The following is a 21,420-nucleotide window of genomic DNA, read 5'->3' on the forward strand; positions in this document are numbered from 1 at the left end:
GTCGCATCACGCCGCGCCGCCGCATTTCTGCTGTACGCCAGGCGGCTGGCGTGATGCCCTCGCCGCGGCTCAGTTCCTAACGCGCAAACACCTCGGGGTGAGCCTGCCCGCCGCAGGCAGGAAATCGCCGTCGGCTTTCGTAGGGGCGCTGCTTGCTGCGCCCGAGCCTGCGCTTCGCATTTCGAACGCAAGCGCTAGGTTTCAGCTTGCTGAGAGAGCGGAGGGCAAGAGTCTCTCACGCGCAGCGCCAACTCTGGGGCGAGCTTCCCCTTCGCCCCGGGATAGTTCTTCGACCTTTCACAGTCCTTCCGTTCGAGGATGGCGCTTTCCAGAGAGGTGCCAGAGCGTATGCCCAGAGCGTACGAAGGACCTCGCGTTAAATCGCCGGAGAGAGTATCCAGTTGAAAGGCATGACCCGGAGAAGTTTGGTCTTGGACGCCTTGCCGTGCCAGCCACAGTTGGGACTTGTGCAGGCCAGCTGCTCGTTCCCAAACAGCTTCATCACGTTCACTGCTGAAACCAACGTACTGCACTTCCGCTCTAAGTTGATGTTGTGATGGCCCTTAGGGCATTCAAAAATCATTCGATATGCTGAGTTCATAACACCTTGATTATACCATAACTAGCCGCATAAGACGGCGCCAGCCCGCTTCAACTCATCAATTTCAGCAACAGCGCTTTTCCTTCTTTATCCGTCAGCACGCCTTTGCGGATCAGCGTGACGATCAATTCGTTCACCACGTAGCGACCCCTCTCAAGCCCACGATCTCCTCATTTTTCCCTTGACAAACCATTTACACTCTGGTATACATCGTTCAACATTATTGCTTGCAGCACCGGCCAAGGGCAACGTTAGGCCACCGACCCTTCCGCCTCAGAAAATCGCTAGAAATCTAGCCAAATTAAAATTCAAAGGAGAAACCCCAATGGCGCCTCAGTCCGCCAACGAACGCTACGCCTCTGTCCTTTCCGCCAAAATAAACGATCTTCTCGCCCAGGACGGTTCGCCGCTCGCCGAACCCTCCGCTGCTCCGTCCTCGCGCAAACCAAGCAAATCCAAACCCCATCCCCGCCGCGTCGCGGGCCATGAACGCAATGGACGCCACAGCCGCAAATGCCAGATCTGCAATCATCCGGATCGCCAGGCCATCGAGGACGATTTCTTGGACTGGAACAGAGCCTCCTGGATTCAAGAATCCTACGGTTTGCGCGGCGAGTCCGTCATCTACCGTCACGCTCGCACCACTGGACTCGATGTCCGCCGCCGCGAAAACCTCCGCGCGGTCGTCGAAAAAGTCCTCGAAGAGGTCAGTTTCATTAAGACGCCCACGGCCTTCGCGGTTCTCCGCGCCGTCCGCACTCTCGCCTGCCTCAATGAACGCGGCCAGTGGACCGAGCCGCCCACCACGCATCACGTCGTCTCAATCACCAAACCACCGGCGAAGTCCGCCAACTCTTCCACATCCACAGCCCCGCGCCGCACTGCCCGTCGCTCGCCCATGCAAATGATCTCCGATCCCTCCCGGATCACATCCGCGAAACCCGCTCCCGCTCCATCGCTCCGTCCCGGCTCCGCTGCCCGTAAATCCCAAAATTCGGCCCCGCTCTCTCGCGAATCTCTGGCCTCCAGCATCCCGCCTCCCAGTTCTAATCGACAGACCTATGAAAAATTAGAAATGGACGCAACTCGTTCAAAACAAAGATCGGAGCTCATTTCTAATCGACAGACACAGCGCATTTTGAGGGAGAACGCTTTTATGCCGCGCCCGCCGTCACGCTGCAAAAAAATCCGGCGTCCCGTTGTTTCATTCCGGGCCGAGGGGCAGGAAGTACTGCGTGCCTTTCACTGGCTGCTTCAGCCGCCGCAGCAGCTCCTGCAAATCCTGGTTGCGCTCCACGAAGTCGATGTCCGACGTGTCCACCACCAGCAGATTCGACGCCGAATAGTGAAAGAAAAAATGCTCGTATGCCTGCGCGATGGTTTCCAGATACTCCGGCGAAATGTTCGATTCCTCCGGCGCGCCTTTTTTCGAGATGCGCCGCTTCAGCACTTCCGGTTTGGCCTGAAGATAAATCACCAGGTCGGGGATGGTCAGCGAAGACGCCAGCATTTCGTAGTAGCGCTCGTAAAGCTTCAGCTCTTCGTTGTCCAGGTTGACGTAGGCGAAAATTTTGTCTTTCTCGAAAAGAAAATCGCTCACCACCGGCCCGGGGTTTTTTTCCCGGTCGATTTCCACCAGCCGCTGATGCCGCTCCATCAGGAAATGCATCTGCGCCGCGAATGCCGCTCCCGGTTTTTCGTCGTAGAAAGCGCTCAGGAAAGGATTATCTTCGCAATCGAAGACGCGCCGCGCGTGCAATCGTTCCGCCAGAATTTTCGCCAGCGTGGATTTGCCGACGCGAATCGGCCCTTCGATCGCAAAATAGCGCGGCGTCTTGAATTTCGGGTCCGCCATGAACGCGGCATTATAGCAAATGCAAGTTGCCCGCGCGGCAACTCCGCTTTACAGTGCGCACCGCGCCCGTTCACGCCGCGCCGTTCGCGGCTTCGGGAAACGCGCCCCGCAAAAAAGCAAAATGCAAAATCACCGCTCGCCTTTGTGCATCCTCGCCGGCCGGAATCGCGCCGTGAAGTGCCGCAGGAAGGGCGCCTGATATGTCAATTCCAGCCCGCGGATTTTTTTGCGCCGCCGCCACACTTCGAGGATCACTTCGACCACGTAGTCGATGTGCGATTGCGTGTAAACGCGCCGCGGAATCGCCAGCCGCAGCAGGTCCATCGGTCCCGGATGCTCCACGCCCTTTTCGTCGCGCTTCCCGAACATCAGCGAGCCGATTTCGACGGAGCGGATTCCGCCCTCGATATACAGTTCCGCCGCCAGCGCTACGCCGGGAAATTGTGCCGGCGGAATGTGCGGCAAAAATTCCCGCGCATCGATATAAATCGCGTGCCCGCCCGGCGGCTGCACAATCGGCACGCCTTCCGCGGCAATGTGATCGCCCAGATACGCCGTGGAGACGATGCGGTAATTCAAATAATCTTCGTCGAGCGCTTCGTTCAATCCCACAGCGATGGCGTCCAGATCGCGCCCCGCGAGTCCGCCGTATGTGGGGAAACCTTCCGTCAGAATCAGCAAATCTTTTTCCTGCTGTGCCAGCAAATCATTGTTGGTGCAGAGGAATCCTCCGATATTCGCGAGGCCGTCTTTTTTCGCGGACATTGTACAGCCGTCGGCATGGCGAAACATTTCCTGAGCGATTTCGCGCGGAGATCTTTTCGCAAAGCCGGGTTCGCGGAGTTTTATGAAGTACGCATTTTCGGCAAAGCGGCACGCATCGATATACAGCGGAATCTTGTGGCGCGCGCAGATTTTCTTCACCGCTTTGATGTTTTCGAGCGACACGGGCTGGCCGCCGCCGGAATTATTCGTCGCCGTGAGCATCACGAGCGGCACGCGCTTCGCGCCCACACGGTCGATCACAGCAGTGAGCTTCGCCGTGTCCATGTTGCCTTTGAAGGGATGGCGCGTCTGCGGCTCGCGCGCTTCGGCGATGGGAATATCCAGCGCTTCGGCGCCGACGAATTCGCAATTCGCGCGCGTCGTATCGAAATGCGTGTTGTTGGGAACCACGTCGCCTTTTTTGCACATCACTCCGAAGAGAATTCGCTCCGCGGCGCGCCCCTGATGCGTGGGAATCACGTGCTTGAATCCCATGATGGCCTGAATGGACTTGCGAAAGCGCTGGAAGCTCGGCGAGCCGGCATACGACTCGTCGCCGCGCATCATCGCGGCCCACTGCTCGGTGGACATCGCGTTCGTGCCGGAGTCGGTGAGCAGATCGATCAAAATGTCGTCGGAAGCGACGAGAAAAAGATTGTAGCCCGCGGCGGCGAGAAGCTTCTCGCGTTCGCGGCGCGTGGTGCCGCGAATCGGCTCAACGGACTTGATGCGAAACGGCTCGATGATCGTCTTGATGGGCATGAGCAATTATCTCAGGCGAAAGACGAAAGTGAAAGCGCGCTTCGCCGCATCGCATCGCGGCAGGGAAATGCCGCAAAGAAATTCGCGCAGCGCGCGATTCATCTCATTGACGCAGGCAATGCGCCGCTACCAACTGCGCGAGAGCGCGTCAACGATGTGCGCGAGGCCATCGAGATCGCGCAGGTCGATCACTTCACCCGGCGAATGCGAATAGCGCAGGGGCCAGCCGAGCGCGACGTCAATCGAGCCGTAGCGCAAAAACGCAGAGCCGTCGTTGCCGCCGCCCGTGGTTCCGTATTGCACCGGAATATGATTGGCGCGAGCGATGGAAACAACTTTTTCGACCAGTTTGCGGGGAACAATACTGGAATTGTCCACGGCGCGGACAACGAATCCGTCGCCGAGTTTGGCGTCGCCGAAGCGCTTGGACTCAAGCGGAGAATCGGAGCTGACGAAAGTGTCGATGGCGAAGACGTATTGCGGCGCTTTGCCTTCGGCGCCAAGCCGCGCGGCGAGTTTGCCGGCGCCGACGAGGCCGAGCTCTTCACCCGTGGACCAAACGAATGTGACGTCGCGGTCTTTCAGATTCGGCCCGAGCGTCCACGCGGCGGAAATCAGCGCGGTGTCGCCGACGCGATCGTCGAAGCTGCGCGCATTGGCGCGTGTGCCGGCGAGGCGGCGGTATTTCTTCGGAATGGTGATGTAGTCGCCGGCGGCGATGCCCATTTGCGCAACTTCCTCAGGCGAACGCGCGCCCACGTCGGCGCGATACATCAACCCGCGGCCGCGGGGAAACTGGAAGCCGGGCTCGTCCCAGCCTTCGGGCAGCTCCATCACGGCGGGAATGTCGCGGCCATTCATGGTGTGAACCAGCGCGGCGTGGCCCAGGAAATAATTGGGCAGTCCGCCTCCGCCGCTGACAGCGAGTTTTCCATTGGGCAAAATTTCCTGAACGACGTAGCCGATTTCATCCATGTGCGCGACGAACATGATGCTGGGAACATGAGCAGAAGGCGGAGCGGAGCCGATTTGAAGAATGAGATTTCCGGCGTCGTCGGTTTCAGGCTTGGCCCACTTCGGGAGCAGGCTTTTCACCGCGTCGCGCATGCGGGCTTCATGCTCGCTGACGGCATAGGTTTCGACGAGATGCTTCAGGATCTGTTCGTTCGTCGGCGGCGTGTCCCACAAACTGGCAGGCTGAGACGACGCAATGCTGTTGGTTGCGGGCTCGGTTGCGACCGAGCCTTGCGCGTAGGCTTCGAGGAGATGCGTCAGATCCATCAGGTCATTCGCAGAGATGATTTCCGCAGGCGTGTCCGGCCAGGCGGTGGCAATCGCGAGGTGCGCGGTTTTATCGGGAGTCTTCGGCGGGGCAAGATAGCTCGGCGGCATCATCGCGCCGGAAAAATCCATCGCAATGGGAATTCGATTGGAATCGGCGAGAGATTTGAGGTCCTGAGCGAAACCAGAGAAATTTCCGCTCGTATCCTGCGAACCAACGAGCACGCCGCTGCCCAAATCGCGGCGCGGCCCGCGATGCAACGTAGGCTCGGTGGGAATCGGCGGCGCAGCGGTCAGGCGGCCGACGTAGATGAGTTCGTCGGGGTTCTCTTCATCAATCAGACGCTCGAGGCCGCGCGCGCCAGCCCATTGCTGGGCCGCAAAGGCGACGACCAGCGTGCCATTGATTTTCGAAGGATCGATGTGGCGCAGCAGATCGACGAGAGCGGCGTCGCCGAAGCGGTCGCCGACAGCAGCGGCAGTATAGGAATTATTATCGAGCGAAAAGAGAGTGCGGTCCATGACCACGGGACTCAGGAGATCGGCGCCGAGGCGCTTCACTTCGGCAGCGGAACTGGCGCCAACGTCAACGTACATATTTTCGATGTCGGAAGGATCGGGGGGATGGAGACGTCCGGGGAGGAGATGAATGGAAAGACCGGCAACGACCCCGGGGATCCATTTGCCGGAGGCAGATTGAATTTCGACGGGCTGCGCGGAATAGAGCTCGTTGAAGAGCGGAAGATTACCGAACTGCGGGAGGCGCTGGAGCTGAATGTAGCCGTCGTCGGTGATGTTACCGACAACGTAGCCAGGCTCGTCCATGGGCGCGACGATGAGGCGCTTGGGGCTGCCGCTGCCGATGGTGACGATAACGTCATCGAGATTGTCGGACTTTATATCCAATTGGGGCGAAAAAGATTTCAGGCGGCCGCGAATATCCGCGGCGAGCGCGGATTCATAGCCGGGAACGGCCGGAGTTTCGGCGAATTGGCGAAGGTCGTCGCCGAGCGAGCCGGGAACTTTGCCGGAGTCTGATTGTGCGAATGCGGATGGAGTGATGCAGGCGAAGATCGCGACGAAAAGAAAGGAGCAGGAACGTTTTATCATGGCGGCGGATTTTCCCTTCGGGAGCATTGGTATTCTGATGCGAGTTTTGACCCGATGAAACTGCGCGCATTCGCGAAAAGCGCAGAAGCGCGAAACGGGAAATGTAACGCAGCAGGGGCACAGCCGCAATAGTTTTGGGGTATTCGAGTGGCGGGCTAATTCTGTGTTGCTGAGTGGGCGATCTCTTTCCTCTGGAATCCAACGCACCACGGAAGGAGGCACCCTCTCAGCTCTGTCTCGTGATTCGTCGGGAAGACAAACCAAAGCAACCGCTGCCCAAAACCGCAACCATGTGCCTCCTCAGGTGCATTGCTGACGGGCAGGCATCAAAACAAGGCCTGGGGTTATGCGATTTTGTTCTTGACAAGTCCTTATCGCATATCGCATAATATATCTGTCCTTGCAGTAAAAGTGTCCATCGAGGTTACCTACGATGACGACCAAGAGCAGCGAAGGCAGCAAGCCGAACGTTCCTTACGTCCCCTTCCGAACCTTTCTTTCTGCCATAGAGGGTTTCGAACGCAACATGCCGGGGCAAATTGATAGCTCCGTCTGGCCGACTTACTCAGGGGCAATTAGAAGCCAACTTCTTATGGCCTTTGATGCCTTAGGCTTGAGGGACGACAAAGGCCGTTCGTCCGCTGCGTTAAAAGCCATTGTCGAAGACAAAGAGCACCGCAAGTCCCTCCTAAGGCCCTTGCTAGAAACGACGTATCCGGCGCTTTTCGCGCTCAACCTCGCAAAGGCTACGCCGAAGCAACTAAATGACGTGTTCGAGGAGTACGGAAAGACTGGAGAGACCACCAAGAAGATTAAGTCTTTTTTTCTACAGGCTGCCAAGTATTCGGGCGTGCCAATGAATCCGCTCCTCTTGACAAAGACCCGCAATGTTACGCAACGTAAGAAAAAAACAAACCTTCCAGGCGCGGAGCCATCTCTTGACAACCAGCAAAGGCAAACGAATTCCATGACGATTGAGCTTGAGAGTGGCGTGAGACTGACACTCAGTCTCTCTGGAAACGTTTTGGAACTGAACGCGAATGACCGGAACTTTGTTTTTGCTTTGACTGACAAGTTGGAAGGCTACAGAACGAGGGACAACCACGCAAAATAAAAAAAACCTATCGTGAACGTCGGATCGTGGTAGGGCGCGATTGGAAGGGGGACAAGCTCACGATCGAACTGGAGACTTCGGTGTCAAAGCGAGGAAAGTTCCGGGAAGACGGCTACACAGGCGAGGGCGAGAAGTGAAGCTGCCGGTGGTTTCCGGGGCGGAAGTGATTCGTGTCCTTGAGCGTTGTGGATATGTGGCGGTTCGTCAAAAGGGGAGTCACGTGCGCCTGCGGAATGAGCGCGAGCCGCGAAGACTTCCAGTAACCGTTCCGTTGCACGACGAAGTTGCCTTTGGCACATTAAAGCGGATTCTGCGTGATTCTTTGCTTACCGTGGAAGAGTTTTCGTCGAAGTTGTAGAAAGGTTCGCGAATTACTTGGCAATGACGACGCTGCCGATTAGCACGTTATTGGGATCGGCAATTTCTTCGCCCCGGCTTTCCATATCCTCGAGGCACAATTCGATGGCCTCACGAATATTGGCGAGCGCCTCGTTGACAGTTTTTCCTTGCGAGTAGCAGCCCTGGATTGAGGGGCACACGGCAACGTAACCGCCATATTCCGCGTCGGGTTCGAGGAAAACCTTAAAATCTCGGATGCTCATGTTTCTATTCTAGCTTATCAGCTCCAATTGCCCTAATACGTGTGCGATATTATCCGCCAAGTTGGAAACAGCTCCAAGTAGTAGCGATTGAACACGGTAATAGAATCGGGCGCGGGAGAGGCAAATGATGAGAACGGTGAAAATCGTGATGCTCGGTTGTGCGGTGGCGCTGATCGCTGGAATTGCGTTGGCGCAGACAGAGGAGAGTAGCGCGATGAACACGAAGCCGCGGGCGAGGGATTTGGGAATAGGCATCGGCGTGTATGAGCAGGGGCCGCTTGATGCGATCACGGATGTGGCGGGAGTGGAAGTGGGGCAGACGACGATCATTCAGGGAAATGACGTGCGCACGGGAGTGACGGCGATTTTGCCACACGCGGGAAATATGTTTCAGCAGAAAGTCGCGGCCGCGGTGTACGTGTTCAACGCGTTTGGAAAGCTGGTGGGATCGACGCAGGTGAACGAGCTCGGGCAGATCGAGACGCCGATTTTGCTGACGAACACGCTGAGCGTGTGGGACGCGGCTGCGGCGATGACGGACTGGATGCTGGCGCTGCCGGGAAATGAGGAGGTGCGGTCGATCAATCCGCTGGTGGGCGAAACGAATGACGGATGGCTGAATGACATTCGCGGACGGCACGTGAAGGCAGCGGATGTCGTGAAGGCGCTGGAGTCGGCGCGCGGCGGAGCAGTGGAGGAGGGAACTGTTGGCGCGGGAACGGGCACGGTGGCGTTTGGGTGGAAAGGCGGAATCGGGACGAGTTCGCGGCGATTGCCTGCGAATGTTGGCGGCTACACGGTGGGCGTGCTGGTGCAGACGAATTTCGGAGGGAATTTGACGATTGCAGGCGTGCCGGTGTATCGCGAACTGCAGCCTCCGCGACGCATGGCGGATGCGCATGGCGAGAAACGCGATTCGGCGGATGGGTCGTGCATGATGGTGGTGGCGACGGACGCGCCGCTCGATGCGCGGCAGTTGATGCGGCTCGGGAAGCGGGCGACGTTTGGGCTGGCGCGCGCGGGATCTTCGGGCAGCAACGGGAGCGGAGATTTTGTGATCGCTTTTTCGACCACGGCGAAAATTCCCGGCGATGCACAGGGGAGTGCGGCGGCGAGTCTTTCGGAGGAAGCGCTATCGCCGCTGTTTGAAGCTGCCAGTGAAGCGACGGAAGAAGCGATTGATAATTCGCTGCTGCGCGCGACGACGGTCACCGGACGCGATGGCCACGTGATCGAAGCGCTGCCGATTGAACGGTTGAAAGAAATTCTGGCGGAGCACGGCGTTCATCCGTGAGACGGAATTTCGCGCGCGAATCGCGGCATTAGTGCGTATGCGCGGGAGTGCCGCCGGCCATTTGCGGGAAGAGCGCGAGCACGGCGGGAAGAGCGACGCGAAACGTGCAGCCGCCTTCGGCGCGATTGAAGCCGCGAATCTGGCCGCCGTGTTCCTGAATGATTCCGTAGCAGATACTCAGACCGAGGCCGGTGCCTTTGCCGACGGGCTTGGTGGTGTAGAAGGGATCGAAGACGCGTTCGGGATCGCGCAGGCCGGGACCGGTATCCGAAAAATCGAGGACGACGCTGCCGCGCTCGCTGCGCGTGCGGACGGTGAGGACGCCGCCACCGACGGTTTCCATGGCGTCAACGGCGTTGTTGATGAGGTTGTAGAAAACCTGGAGAAGCTGATTGGGGTCGCCGCGAACAGCGGGAAGAACGGATGGATTCTCCACTTCGATGCGAATGTGCTTGTCGCGAAGGTCGAGCTGACGGAGTTCGATCGCGCTGGTGAGCACGGACTTGATGTCGAGCAACTGTTTTTCGGCAGGCACCTGGCGCGCGAAGCTGAGGAGATTGGTGACGAGAACTTTTGTGCGCCGAGCTTGCTCGCGGATTTTTTCGCCAAGACTGCGAGAGCGGTCGGTGGCGATAGGATCGGCTTGAATCAAATCGGCATAGCCGAGAATTGCGGTGAGAGGATTATTGATTTCGTGCGCAGCGCCAGCGGCGAGCTGGCCGAGAGAAGCGAGCTTTTCGGCCTGGACGAATTGCGTTTGGAGGCGCTTCAAGTTGTCGACAGAGTCCTCCAGGCCCTTCATGAGGCTCAGGCGCTCACGATCAACCAACTGCTGCCGCCAGAAGAGCAAGGCGGTTCCCATGACGATGCTGAGAAGAGTGAGGAAAAGGCGAAAACGCCTTACGGGCAGCGGCGCGTCGCTGGCGAACTCGCTCCATGCGGCCATGAGAGGCATGGTCAAAATGCAGAGAATCGCGAGGCGCGCAGGCCACTGGGCATCGCGAGGGGGAGCGGGCCGGTCCGATGTTTCGGGCGAGAGATTTGCACGATGCGCCAAAATGCCCGTGGTGCCGAACCACACAAAGGCCGCGATGGTGGGCAGGTTCAGAATGCTGCCGGCATGAAAGCGGCCCTCGAAAGTAGGCATGACAGTGAGCGACATGCCGGCGACGTACATCGCAGAGGCGCCGAAAAGATTTCCGTAGACGCCGCGCCAGCCGGGCTTGGCGCGAAGAGCCAGGATGCCGACGCCGAAGAGAAAAACGAGGTTCGCCAGGCCATAGACCTGAAGGTCACGAATGCGGTTCAAGGCGATGTGAGTTGGATCCTGCGCCCACGCGAAAGCGAGGAACAAGTAGAGGAACGTCCACCAAACTCCAAGAAGAAGAAGGTCGAGATAGCCATAGCGCAAGGATTCGCGCATTTTCGAAGAGTGCGGCAGAAGAGCCAGGGAGGCCATCAGCGGCACAACGTGCAGGAAAAAAATGATGTCAATGGGGGAAGATGAGCCGGCTGGAGTGTGAAGGACGAGGTCCTGATAGGTCCAAATCAGCCTTCCGGCGAGCCAAAGCGTGCAGCCAAAGGCCAGGAGCATCCAGAAATTATTCTGGCGAGGATAAGGAGAAGAAGCATTCCAGAGCAAGCAGGCATTGGCGAAAAGCGGGACGATGCACAAGGTGATATCGGCGAAGGCCTTCCGGGAGTCGCCGGAAGGCGTCAAAAGAGAAACAAGGGCGAAGCCGCCGACAAATACAGCCCATGCGGCGACAACTATCCACGTGGATTTCGCCAGTTTCATTTGCGGCCTAAAGAGAAGCTCTCCTAGCGTAGCATGGCTATCGGCGAGCACGTTTTGCACCTTGCGTTACGGGAGCCAATCAATTAATAGAACTGCGCTCCTCCGGGAAATCGAGCCGATGTACCGGGACCGCGAGCTGGGATTTGCGGCGAATTGTAGCGCCAAATGCGGTTTTTTCACACGTATTCCAGTTGCCAGCGCGAACGGCTTGGAGCAAAATGGCGGCGCTCTTTGGGCGAAATGGGGCGAAGGAATGTGCATGCGTTTTCGGCGCAGACCTTAGGCGATTTTCCGTGGAGGAATCATGTTTCGGCGAGCTGGCATCTTTTTTTTGCTGTTGGCGGCGGCATCATTCTGCATTTTTCTGGCGGCGAGGAACTCGCAGGCGCAGAACGAATCCGGCGAATGGAGTTTCGCGGCGTCGGGCGATTCACGGAATTGCGGCGACGTGGTGGTGCCGGCGATTGCGGCTGGCGTAATTGCCCATCACGCGGCTTTCTACTGGCACCTGGGCGATCTGCGCAAGATTTACGACTTCGACGAGGACATGCAGCATGAGCCCGAGCACGTCGCGCATCCGATGACCATCATCCAATACGAGCAGGCCGCCTGGCCGGATTTCATCGCCAACCAGATCAATGCGTTCGGCGCGGAGCCTTATTTTCTGGGCATCGGCAACCACGAAACGATTCCACCGATGACGCGGGATCTTTTCATCGAACAATTCGCCGACTGGCTGGACATGCCGGTGCTGCGCGAGCAGCGGCTGCGAGACGATCCCGCGAATCACAAACTCGAAACCTATTACCATTGGCAGGAGCGCGGCGTGGATTTCATCAACCTCGATAACGCTTCAGCGGATCAATTCGACCGCGCGCAAATGAAATGGTTCGAGAGTGTGCTGAAGCGCGACGAAGCGGACGCGGAAATACGCACGATCGTTGTGGGAATGCATGAAGCCCTGCCGGAGAGCCTGTCCTCGGGGCATAGCATGAACGAGTCGCCGGTGGGGATTGCGAGCGGGCAGCGCGCGTATGCGGATTTGCTCGGGGCGCAGAACGTTGCGCATAAGCATGTATACATTTTGGCAAGCCATTCGCATTTCTACATGGCGAACATTTTCAATAGCGATTACTGGCGGAAGAACGGCGGCGTCCTGCCGGGATGGATTGTAGGCACGGCGGGCGCGGTGCGCTATCCGCTGCCGACAGATGCGAAAGATGCCGACGCGGCGGAGACGAATGTCTACGGATATCTGCTCGGGCATGTGCAGGCGAATGGAGAGATTCATTTTACGTTTGAAAAGCTGGACCGAGCGGACATTCCCGCGGCGGTTGCGGACCGCTTCGGTTCGCCATTCGTCGACTGGTGCTTCGCGCACAATTCCGAAGCGCAATGAGCCGCGAAATTTTTGAGAGGATGAAACGATGAGAAAATTTGCCGCATGTTTCGCGATGGCGGGATTTCTTTTGTGTGCTGCGGCGACGCCGCTTGCGGCGCAAGACGCGAGCAAGCTCGCGCCGGGCGTGCGCGAATTCGTGAAAGTGAGTGCGCCGGTGGTGGCGCTTACGCACGCGCGCGTGATCGACGGTACAGGCGCGGCGGCGCGGACGGACCAAACCATCGTGATTGCGGACGGCAAAATTCAGTCGGTCGGCGACTCGTCGAGCGCTGCGGTTCCGAGCGGTGCACAGGAGATTGATCTTACAGGCAAGACGGTGATTCCCGGCCTCGTCGGGATGCACGAGCATTTGTTCTATCCTTCGGGCGGGCGAACGGCCGTGGCGATGTACAACGAAATGGGATTCAGTTTTCCGCGGCTGTATCTGGCGAATGGCGTGACGTCCATGCGGACGACGGGGAGCATCGAGCCGTACACGGATCTGGAACTGAAAAAACTGATTGATGCGGGCGAACTGGCGGGGCCAAATATTTATGTCACAGGCCCGTATCTCGAGGGCGCGGGAGCGTTCACGCCGCAGATGCACCAGCTTACGGGGCCGGAGGACGCGCGCAGGACGGTTGATTTTTGGGCGGATGAGGGAGTGACTTCGTTCAAAGCGTATATGCACATCACACGGGCGGAACTGGGCGCGGCGATTGAAGAAGCGCACAAGCGCGGCATAAAAGTGACCGGACATCTCTGTTCGATTGGGTTCAAGGAAGCCACGGCGCTGGGAATCGACGACCTAGAGCATGGATTGATGGTGGATACGGAGTTTGATCCCGGGAAAACGCCGGATGTTTGCCCGTCGCAGCAAGTGACCGCACAGACGCTCGCGGGAATCGACGCGGAAGGCGCGCCGATGCAGGGAACGATACGCGATCTTGTGGCGCATCACGTGGCGGTGACTTCGACGATCGTGATTTTCGAAACGGTTTCGCCGAATCAGCCGCCGCTTGAGCAGCGCGTGATTGACGCGATGCTTCCGGAAGCGGCGATTTCCTACCTTGCGACACGCGCACAAATCGGGCAAAGCACGAACTCGCCGTGGCCGGGGCTGCTGAAGAAGGAAATGCAATTCGAGCGAGATTTCGTGAAGGCCGGAGGAGTGTTGCTCGCGGGCGAAGATCCAACGGGATACGGCGGCGATCTGGCGGGGTTCGGGGATCAGCGCGAGATGGAGCTTCTGGTCGAGGCGGGATTTACCCCCGCGGAAGCGATTCACATTTACACGGAAAATGGCGCGCGGTTTCTGGGCGAGGATGAGCACATCGGAACGCTGGCCGCGGGCAAGAATGCGGACCTGGCGGTGATTGACGGGGATCCCTCTGCGAAAATCGAGGACATCGAAAAGACCGAGCTCGTTTTCAAGAACGGAATCGGTTACGACTCCGCGAAATTGATTGCATCCGTTCACGGAACCGTGGGACTGCACTGATTCTGGAAGGGCGCCGATTCGTCATCATCACGATCATCATTGCTATCGTCACTCCGCACGACTGAATCTCAATCCGTCAACAGGGGGAGTTGCATGCAAACGTTTCCAATGAAGAACCACAATTGCGGCGATGCGTTCCGGCGCTTCGTTCGCTCGCTTGCGTTTTCGCTGGGGATTGCGCTGATGCTTTGCGGCGGCGCTGTGGCGCAAGCACAAAGCCAGTCACAGGAGCAGGACCAAGTGCAAGGACAGGCGCCGCAGGTGCAACTAAGCTCACAGAAGCCATCTCCGCAGAAAAGCTCGCAAGGACGGTTGCTATTCGGCGAGGGATTTATCCGCGGCTACACGGATTTCGAAATCGCGCCGCCGCACAACGAGCCGGACCTGGGGCGCTGCAACCAGCCGCAGCCGACCTGCTCGGCATTTGCGCGCTACATCATGGGCGGCTATCTGGAAATTCAACCGTTCGCGCGGACGCCGCTGCGGCACGCGTATCTTTTCATCCAGCCGAATTTTTTCTTCGGCGACAACATCCCTCAGGTGAACTACACGTATTCGATGGCGCCGCTGGCGGTGGAGCGCACGATGGGATTAGCGATCGATTTGCCGAAGCATTTCGAGCTGCGCATCACAAATCACGGCGTCACTTCGTTCAGCCCGTTTGACAAAAGTTTAGGTGTATATGACTCGGGACCAAACAAAGAGCCGCTGGGAATCTACAACACGGTCGGGGTTCGCTGGTATTTTGGCGGCTACACGCATTCGGACGCATCGTGGTAAATGACAAGCCTGAGGATTCGAGTTCGGAATTTGCGTTCGTTGCCCGAGGCTGAGATGTGGCGCATAATTTGAGATTCGCTGAAAGGACAAATATGAGTGATCCCGGTCAAACGCAACGGCCCACGCCGGAGCGAATTTTTCAGGCGCTCAACGGATATCAACTGACGGCGGCTCTGAAGGCGGCAATCGAGTTGGAGATTTTCACGGCTATCGGCGGCGGCGCGGATATGGCTGCGGTGATTGCGTCGCGCTGCCAGGCGTCGGAGCGGGGGGTGCGGATTTTGTGCGATTACCTCGTCGTGCATGGCTTTTTGACGAAGAGCGGCAAGGGGTACGGACTTGCGCCGGACGCCGCGGTGTTTCTCGATCGCCGGTCGCATACGTACATCGGCGCATGCACTGGTTTCCTTACGTCGCCTTTCATCCGAGGGGAATTCGACAGACTTGTGGAGGCCGTACGCAAAGGCGGGACAATGATGGGACCGGAAGGCTCGATGGCTCCGGACCATCCCATGTGGGTGGAGTTTGCGCGCTCGATGGCGCCACTGCAGGGGCTCATGGCGGAAACGGTGGCGAAAGTGATCGGAGTAGATCCCGCTGCGAAGTGCAAAGTGCTGGATATTGCCGCGGGCCACGGAATGTTTGGCGTGACGGTAGCGCGGCATAATCCGAACGCGGAGATTTACGCTGTCGATTGGTCCGGAGTCCTGGACGTGGCCAAGGAAAATGCGGAAAGAGCGGGAGTATCTTCGCGATTTCACGCGATTCCCGGCGATGCGTTTCGAGTGGAATTCGGTTCGGATTACGATCTCGTCCTGCTGGCAAATTTTCTGCACCACTTCGATCCGGCGGCGATTGAGAAGTTCATGCGCAAGACGCATGCCGCTCTCAAATCCGGCGGACGCGCCGTTACCCTTGAATTTATTCCCAATGAGGACCGCATTTCACCGCCGTTTCCCGCTGCATTCGGCGTCATTGTGCTGGCAACAACGGCTGGCGGAGACGCTTATACGTTTGCAGAATACGAGCAGATGTTTCGCAGAGCGGGATTCGCGGAGAACGAGCTGCGTGTTCTTCCTTCGACGCACGGCGTAATCATTTCCCGAAAATAAATTCGGAAGGCGCCCGAAGCGAAGGCCTTTTCCGACAGACTAAAGCTGCGGTCAGGATTTCCCCGTGCCGAAAGCGAGAGCGAGCAAAGTCTTCTGCTCGAGCTCGTGAGCCTTCGCCGAGCCTGTCGCGGGGCTGGCGCTGGCGGAACGCTTCACGGAGCGCAACGGGCGTCCGCGCAAAATGCGCGTGAGACGCGGCATCATGAAATTGAGCGCGCCCATATTGGCAGGCTCTTCCTGCACCCAGACAAAGTCGTGCGCGGAGGAATGCCGCGCGATGGCAGCCTCGAGATCTTTCTCCGGGAAGGGGTACATTTGCTCGAGGAAAACGATCGCGGTCGAAGAGTCCTGACGGCGCTTGCGTTCCAGGGCGAGCTCATGACCGATTTTGCCGGTGCAGAGAAGCACGCGCTCGGCCTGCTGGACTTCGCGGTCAGGAAGAACGGGCCGAAACCGCGGCGCGGAGAAATCTTCAATCGGCGAAGAAGCCGCAGGATGGCGCAACATGCTCTTGGGCGTGAAGACGACCAGAGGCTTGCGCCAGCGGCGCAGCGCCTGGCGCCGCAGAAGATGGAAATACTGCGCGGCGTTGGAAGGCTGGCAGATTTGCATGTTGTCGCGCGCGGCAAGCTGCAAATAGCGTTCGACGCGGGCGCTGGAATGCTCGGGGCCCTGACCTTCGTAACCGTGCGGGAGAAGAAGGACCAAGCCGGATAGCAGATTCCATTTGTCTTCGCCAGCGGCGATGAATTGATCGATGACGACCTGCGCGCCATTGGCGAAATCGCCGAACTGCGCCTCCCAGAGCACGAGCGTCTCCGGATAATCGCGGCTGAATCCGTATTCAAATCCCATCACGCCGGCTTCGGAAAGAGCCGTGCTGTAAACCTCGAAACGCGCCTGATCGGACGAAAGATTCGCGAGCGGGATGAATTCGTTTTCGGTTTGCGTGTCGATGAGCACGGCGTGGCGCTGATTGAACGTGCCGCGCTTGCTGTCTTCGCCACTGAGGCGCACGGGCGTGCCCTGCATCAGCAGAGAACCGAAGGCGAGAGCTTCAGCCATTCCGTAATCGACAGCGGATTTTCCCGCACCCATCGCGGCGCGCTGTTCGAGCAGTTTTTTCACTTTCGGGTGAATGGCGAAACTGTCGGGATATGTGGTGAGCTTCGCGGTGATTTCGCGCAGAGTTTCAGGCGAGACGCCCGTATCCACTTCGAAATCGGATTTGTAGCGGCCGCCCTCGTAATTTTGCCAGTAAGGCGGGAGCTGGCGCATGCGCGGAGTTTTTTCGAGCGCGACGGCGTTTTTCTGCGCGTTCTCGAATTCCTGGCGGACCTGTTCGACGGTGGCTGCGGGGTCAGCGCCGGTTTTTTCGGCATAGAGCTTCCACAGCGGCGGATGCGCTTGGATTTTGCGGTAACGGAGAGGCTGCGTGATGGTGGGGTCGTCAATTTCGCTGTGGCCGTAACGGCGAAAGCCGATCAAATCGATGAGAACCGGGCTTTGGAATGCGTAGCGATAGTCAATGGCGATGCGCGCGACGCGAACGACGGCGTCGGGATCTTCGGCGTTCACGTGCAAAATCGGAATGGACATGCGCTTCACCAAATCGGAAGCGAAGCGCGAGGACTGGCATTCGGACGGCACGGCAGTGAAGCCGATGAGATTGTTCATGATGATGTGCACGCTGCCGCCGATGGAAAATCCATTAATCATGAGGAGATTCAGCGTTTCCGCCCAGATGCCCTGACCGGCGAAAGCCGCGTCTCCGTGCATAACGATAGGAAGAATTTCTCTGGGTCCGTTTTCGCCGCGGCGGGTTTGCTTGGCGCGGGCGCGACCGAGCGCGACGGGGTCTACGGCTTCGAGATGGCTGGGATTGGAAACCAGATGAATACCGACGGTGCTGCCGCTGCGCGTCGTATATTCGCCCGTTGCGCCGATGTGATACTTCACGTCGCCGCCGCCCAATTCGCTGCGCGCGTCGATTTCCTCGAAGCGCGCGAAAACGTCTTCGGCAGGGCGGCCGACGATATGAATCATCACGTTCAGGCGGCCACGATGACTCATGGCGAGGAGAAGTTCCTGCGCGCCATTTTCCGCGGCGGCGCCGAGCGTTTCGTCGAGAAGGGGAATCGCAGCGGCGAGGCCTTCGATCGAGAATCGTTTGTTACCGAGATAGCGGCTCTGGACGACGTGTTCGAACAATTCCGCGCGGACGATGCGTTCGAGAATGCGCGCGCGATCCGGTTCCGGAGCGGAAGATTCGAGACGCTCCTGAATCCAGCGGCGGCGGTCGGCATCGAGAATGTGCATGAACTCGGCGCCGATGGCGCCGCAGTAGATTTTCCGCGCTTCGCCGGCAGCGTCGCCCGAAAGCTGCTCCAATTCCGGAACAGGAAGCGGCGCGAAATCGCCGAGCGGGTCGAGATCGGCTTCGAGATATCCCCAGCGGCGAAAAGCGTCAAACGCGGCTTCGCGTTTTTCGTCGATTGCCGAGTTTGCTTCGATGATGACTGATTTGTTTTTCACTTCGAATCCCTTTTGGAATTTGAATCAAGGATGATTACAAGAAATTCGTTTGTTTCTACGCCGCGGGCCATGCGTCCAGCATCTTGCGCAGCAGAACCAACTGGCCGAGGTGATATGAATTGTGATCGGCGAGGACCAGCGCCTCGCGAAGGATCGTCTGGCCATCGCCATGCGGGATGCGCGCGAAAAGATCCGTTTTCGGATTGCTGACAAGCTCCTGCATTTCCTGCAAATCGCGGCCGAAGGCTTTCACGCTCGTTTCCCAGGCCGTCGCGCTCGGCGGCATCTCCGAGGAAGGCCAATAGCCTTCGGGGAATTTCGGCGAGACGTGCCTTGCATTCCGCGAAAATTCCAAAATATCCCACTGAGCGATACGCAGATGCTCGAACAATTGCCATGCCGTATGCGGCGAATTGCCAGCGCGAATGCCGCGCTTTGCTTCGGGGAAGTCCGCGAGCGCCTCGCCCGGCTTTATGTGCGCGCCACCGCCTTCAAGCAGCTTGACGAGAAGCGCGCGCAGAGTTTTGTCGTCGATGGAATTTGAGGAACGCGCCGACGCGGCTTGCTTCGGAGCTGAAGGTTTTGCGCGGCGCGAGGCTTTCTTCTTGGGAGACCGTTTACGATTCATGAATTCATTTTAAGACGGCGCGACGTGCGGGTCAACGAAGGGGCAACCGGGCAAATACGCTGCCACTTCACTTGCGCATCGCGGCCTGCGGGCGGATAATCCGGCCAGCAAATTTTGCAATCCGAATCGAAGCAGAATGGAGGCCGTGATGGCGAACGAAAATATTGGAAACGAGATTTCGCGGCGGCAATTCGGCAAATCCATCGGCGCGATGCTGGCGGCTGCATACGTCTCGCCGAAATTGCTGCAGGGCGTCGCGGGCGGACGGCTCAAAGGCTTTTCGCGCACGGATGCGATCCTGATCAATTCGAATGAGAATCCTTACGGACCCTCAGCGCACGCCATCGCCGCCATCACAAATTCCGAAAGCGTGGCCTGCCGCTATCCCGACGACCTCTACACACGAACGATTCAGGCGATTGCCGCGCTGCACAAAGTGGAGACAGAGAATGTGGTTCTCGGCTGCGGCTCGACGGAGATTTTGCGCGTCTGCGACGCCGCGTTTGCGGGCCCGGAGAAGAGCCTGGTTGTCGCGGAGCCGACGTTCGAGGCCGTGACATACTACGCGGAAGTGTCGCGCGCGAATGCCGTGAAGGTTCCGCTGACGGCAGATTTTCGGCACGATATGCCGGCGATGGCGAATGCGTGCAACGCGAACAATACGGGGCTGGTTTACGTCTGCAATCCAAATAATCCGACGGCGACGATCAATACGAGGGATGAGTTCGCGGATTTCATCCAGCGCGTGCCGGCCACGACGTATGTGCTCGTCGATGAAGCGTATTTTCATTTCGTCGAGGACCCGAAATATTCGAGCATCGTGGACATGATTCCGAAATATCCGAACTTGATCATGACGCGAACGTTTTCAAAAGTGTATGGCATGGCGGGAATGCGGCTGGGTTACGCCGTGGGGCAGAAGGAAACGATCGAAGCGATGCGGCGCGAACTGCTTTTTGACAATGGCAACGCGGCTGTGCTGGCGGCAGCGACGGCGAGTCTTGCCGATCCGGAGATTGTGCCGCTGAACAAGAAACGGCTGAACGATACGCGTAAGTGGGTGATGGGTGAACTAACGAAGGACGGCTACCACGTGATTCCGTCAGAGGCGAACTTCTTTATGGTTGGGGTGGGCGGCGACGTAAAGCCCGTGATTGTGGCGTTCCACGAAAAGAAAATCATCGTAGGGAGGAAGTTCCCGTCAATGGGAACGTATCTGCGCGTTTCGGTGGGGAAGCCGGAAGAGATGCGCGCGTTTCTGGCAGCGTTCCGTGAGATTGTGCCGGCACAGAAATCCGCGGCGGCGTAGGGCTTAACGACGAAGATTCGAGACGTGCACCAGCCGACACACGGAGAAACGCGCAACAGCGACACGAGCGAGAGCCCGTCCGGTCAGCTCTTCGTTCGGCAAGTTTGCGCGAGTGAACGAGCTGGTGCTAGTCCCCGGCAGCTTCGGCCGCAGCTCCGCTAATCGACCGACGCTGCTGGAAACACTCGCGACAATAAACTGGCCGGCCTTGCGTAGGCTTGAACGGCACAGTCGTTTCCTTGCCGCACTGGGAACAGACAGTCTTGGTCTCGACGCGCTGGACGCTCGCCGGGGCCGCACCTGCCGAACCCTGGGCGCGAACCGATTTACATCCCTTGCATCGCTTCGGTTCGTTTTTGAAGCCCTTGTCGGCGAAAAACATCTGTTCGCCGGCGGTGAATACAAATTCAGAACCGCATTCCGCACATTTCAGGACCTTATCGTGGTATTCCATGGGCCGCTCCGGGGTGTTGCTAGCACATCTTCGAACACACTACGCCCTGAACCAGATCATGCCGGGATTTGCTGGGGTTCGCTGATTCTCCCGCCCGCCGACCTGAAAAAAGCAAAACGGAACGAGGCATAAAGGAAACACCCAAAGCTGTGCCGCCTAGCTTAATCCTGCTCCCGACGCTGCTTTTTCCGGAGGCGCTTGCGAGACAGGGCTTCTTTGGCCCGGCGTTTCTCTCCAGGCTTCATGTAGTAACTGTGCTTCTTGATTTCCTTGATGATGTCTTCCGCCTGGACTTTCCGCTTGAAACGCCGGAGGGCATTCTCCAAAGACTCGCCCTCTTGAATGACAACTTCGGCCACGCAACTTCACCCCCGTTCAGGACCGTGTTTTAGTAAAGATATGTTACTGGAGTGGGTGATTTAGACGACTCCCCCCGCAGGACACATCCTTGAGGCGGTTTTAACGGAGGCATGGAGGGAAGTCAAGTATTAAATTTGGAAGACGCCGGAGGCCAGGGAAGGCGTGCGATGGACGCAAT

Annotated in this window: 18 protein-coding genes; 8 read left to right on the forward strand and 10 right to left on the reverse strand. The window is 58.2% G+C overall.

Features of this window, described 5'->3' with window-relative positions; translation table 11 throughout:
- Positions 1-902: 902 nt before the first annotated feature.
- The 5 genes from VGR81_03705 to VGR81_03725 form a co-directional block, all read right to left on the reverse strand.
- The gene (locus VGR81_03705) at positions 903-1,412 is read right to left on the reverse strand and encodes a hypothetical protein (protein HEV2288038.1); all 510 of its coding nucleotides are present in this window, start codon (positions 1,410-1,412) and stop codon (positions 903-905) included.
- On the reverse strand, positions 1,412-1,633 hold the full coding sequence (locus VGR81_03710) for a hypothetical protein (GenBank protein ID HEV2288039.1): 222 nt from the start codon (positions 1,631-1,633) through the stop codon (positions 1,412-1,414). The genes VGR81_03705 and VGR81_03710 overlap by 1 nt, the downstream gene beginning before the upstream one ends.
- Before the next feature lie 172 nt (positions 1,634-1,805).
- A complete protein-coding gene (locus tag VGR81_03715) occupies positions 1,806-2,456 on the reverse strand; it encodes a deoxynucleoside kinase (protein ID HEV2288040.1) in 651 nt (216 codons plus the stop codon).
- 129 nt (positions 2,457-2,585) lie between these two features.
- A complete protein-coding gene (locus VGR81_03720) occupies positions 2,586-3,983 on the reverse strand; it encodes a tryptophanase (protein HEV2288041.1) in 1,398 nt (465 codons plus the stop codon).
- 126 nt (positions 3,984-4,109) lie between these two features.
- The gene (locus VGR81_03725; protein HEV2288042.1) at positions 4,110-6,374 is read right to left on the reverse strand and encodes a M20/M25/M40 family metallo-hydrolase; all 2,265 of its coding nucleotides are present in this window, start codon (positions 6,372-6,374) and stop codon (positions 4,110-4,112) included.
- 433 nt (positions 6,375-6,807) lie between these two features.
- On the opposite strand from VGR81_03725, the gene VGR81_03730 reads away from it, so the two are divergent.
- The gene (locus tag VGR81_03730) at positions 6,808-7,488 is read left to right on the forward strand and encodes a hypothetical protein (GenBank protein HEV2288043.1); all 681 of its coding nucleotides are present in this window, start codon (positions 6,808-6,810) and stop codon (positions 7,486-7,488) included.
- Between the two features lie 371 nt (positions 7,489-7,859).
- Here the strand turns inward: VGR81_03730 and VGR81_03735 are convergent, their stop codons facing one another.
- Positions 7,860-8,090, reverse strand: a complete 231-nt coding sequence (locus tag VGR81_03735) for a type II toxin-antitoxin system HicB family antitoxin (GenBank protein ID HEV2288044.1) — start codon at positions 8,088-8,090, stop codon at positions 7,860-7,862.
- Between the two features lie 124 nt (positions 8,091-8,214).
- Between VGR81_03735 and VGR81_03740 the strand changes: the two genes are divergently transcribed.
- Positions 8,215-9,384, forward strand: a complete 1,170-nt coding sequence (locus VGR81_03740; protein ID HEV2288045.1) for a P1 family peptidase — start codon at positions 8,215-8,217, stop codon at positions 9,382-9,384.
- 28 nt (positions 9,385-9,412) lie between these two features.
- On the opposite strand, the gene VGR81_03745 is transcribed toward VGR81_03740, so the two are convergent.
- On the reverse strand, positions 9,413-11,182 hold the full coding sequence (locus tag VGR81_03745; protein HEV2288046.1) for a HAMP domain-containing sensor histidine kinase: 1,770 nt from the start codon (positions 11,180-11,182) through the stop codon (positions 9,413-9,415).
- A 304-nt stretch (positions 11,183-11,486) separates the two neighbouring features.
- On the opposite strand from VGR81_03745, the gene VGR81_03750 reads away from it, so the two are divergent.
- The 4 genes from VGR81_03750 (at position 11,487) to VGR81_03765 (ending at position 15,956) form a co-directional block, all read left to right on the forward strand.
- Positions 11,487-12,581: a hypothetical protein gene (locus VGR81_03750; GenBank protein HEV2288047.1), complete on the forward strand. Its 1,095-nt coding sequence runs from the start codon at positions 11,487-11,489 to the stop codon at positions 12,579-12,581.
- Positions 12,582-12,609: 28 nt separating this feature from the next.
- Complete coding sequence (locus VGR81_03755) at positions 12,610-14,064, forward strand: amidohydrolase family protein (GenBank protein HEV2288048.1); 1,455 nt, start codon at positions 12,610-12,612, stop codon at positions 14,062-14,064.
- A 93-nt stretch (positions 14,065-14,157) separates the two neighbouring features.
- Positions 14,158-14,844 carry a hypothetical protein gene (locus VGR81_03760; GenBank protein HEV2288049.1) on the forward strand — a complete coding sequence of 229 codons (687 nt, stop codon included), beginning with the start codon at positions 14,158-14,160 and terminating at the stop codon, positions 14,842-14,844.
- 92 nt (positions 14,845-14,936) lie between these two features.
- Positions 14,937-15,956 (forward strand): class I SAM-dependent methyltransferase, encoded by a 1,020-nt coding sequence (locus tag VGR81_03765; protein ID HEV2288050.1) that lies wholly within the window; start codon positions 14,937-14,939, stop codon positions 15,954-15,956.
- A 51-nt stretch (positions 15,957-16,007) separates the two neighbouring features.
- On the opposite strand, the gene VGR81_03770 is transcribed toward VGR81_03765, so the two are convergent.
- Positions 16,008-18,491, reverse strand: a complete 2,484-nt coding sequence (locus VGR81_03770; GenBank protein ID HEV2288051.1) for a 2-oxoglutarate dehydrogenase E1 component — start codon at positions 18,489-18,491, stop codon at positions 16,008-16,010.
- 55 nt (positions 18,492-18,546) lie between these two features.
- On the reverse strand, positions 18,547-19,119 hold the full coding sequence (locus VGR81_03775; GenBank protein ID HEV2288052.1) for a DinB family protein: 573 nt from the start codon (positions 19,117-19,119) through the stop codon (positions 18,547-18,549).
- A gap of 148 nt (positions 19,120-19,267) precedes the next feature.
- Between VGR81_03775 and VGR81_03780 the strand changes: the two genes are divergently transcribed.
- Complete coding sequence (locus tag VGR81_03780; GenBank protein HEV2288053.1) at positions 19,268-20,428, forward strand: aminotransferase class I/II-fold pyridoxal phosphate-dependent enzyme; 1,161 nt, start codon at positions 19,268-19,270, stop codon at positions 20,426-20,428.
- Positions 20,429-20,540: 112 nt separating this feature from the next.
- Positions 20,541-21,014 carry a hypothetical protein gene (locus tag VGR81_03785; protein ID HEV2288054.1) on the forward strand — a complete coding sequence of 158 codons (474 nt, stop codon included), beginning with the start codon at positions 20,541-20,543 and terminating at the stop codon, positions 21,012-21,014.
- Positions 21,015-21,043: 29 nt separating this feature from the next.
- Here the strand turns inward: VGR81_03785 and rpsU are convergent, their stop codons facing one another.
- Positions 21,044-21,241, reverse strand: a complete 198-nt coding sequence (gene rpsU / locus VGR81_03790; protein ID HEV2288055.1) for a 30S ribosomal protein S21 — start codon at positions 21,239-21,241, stop codon at positions 21,044-21,046.
- Positions 21,242-21,420 lie beyond the last annotated feature (179 nt).

It is taken from the genome of Candidatus Acidiferrales bacterium (assembly GCA_035934015.1).
Taxonomy (GTDB): Bacteria; Acidobacteriota; Terriglobia; order Acidiferrales; family UBA7541; genus DAHUXN01.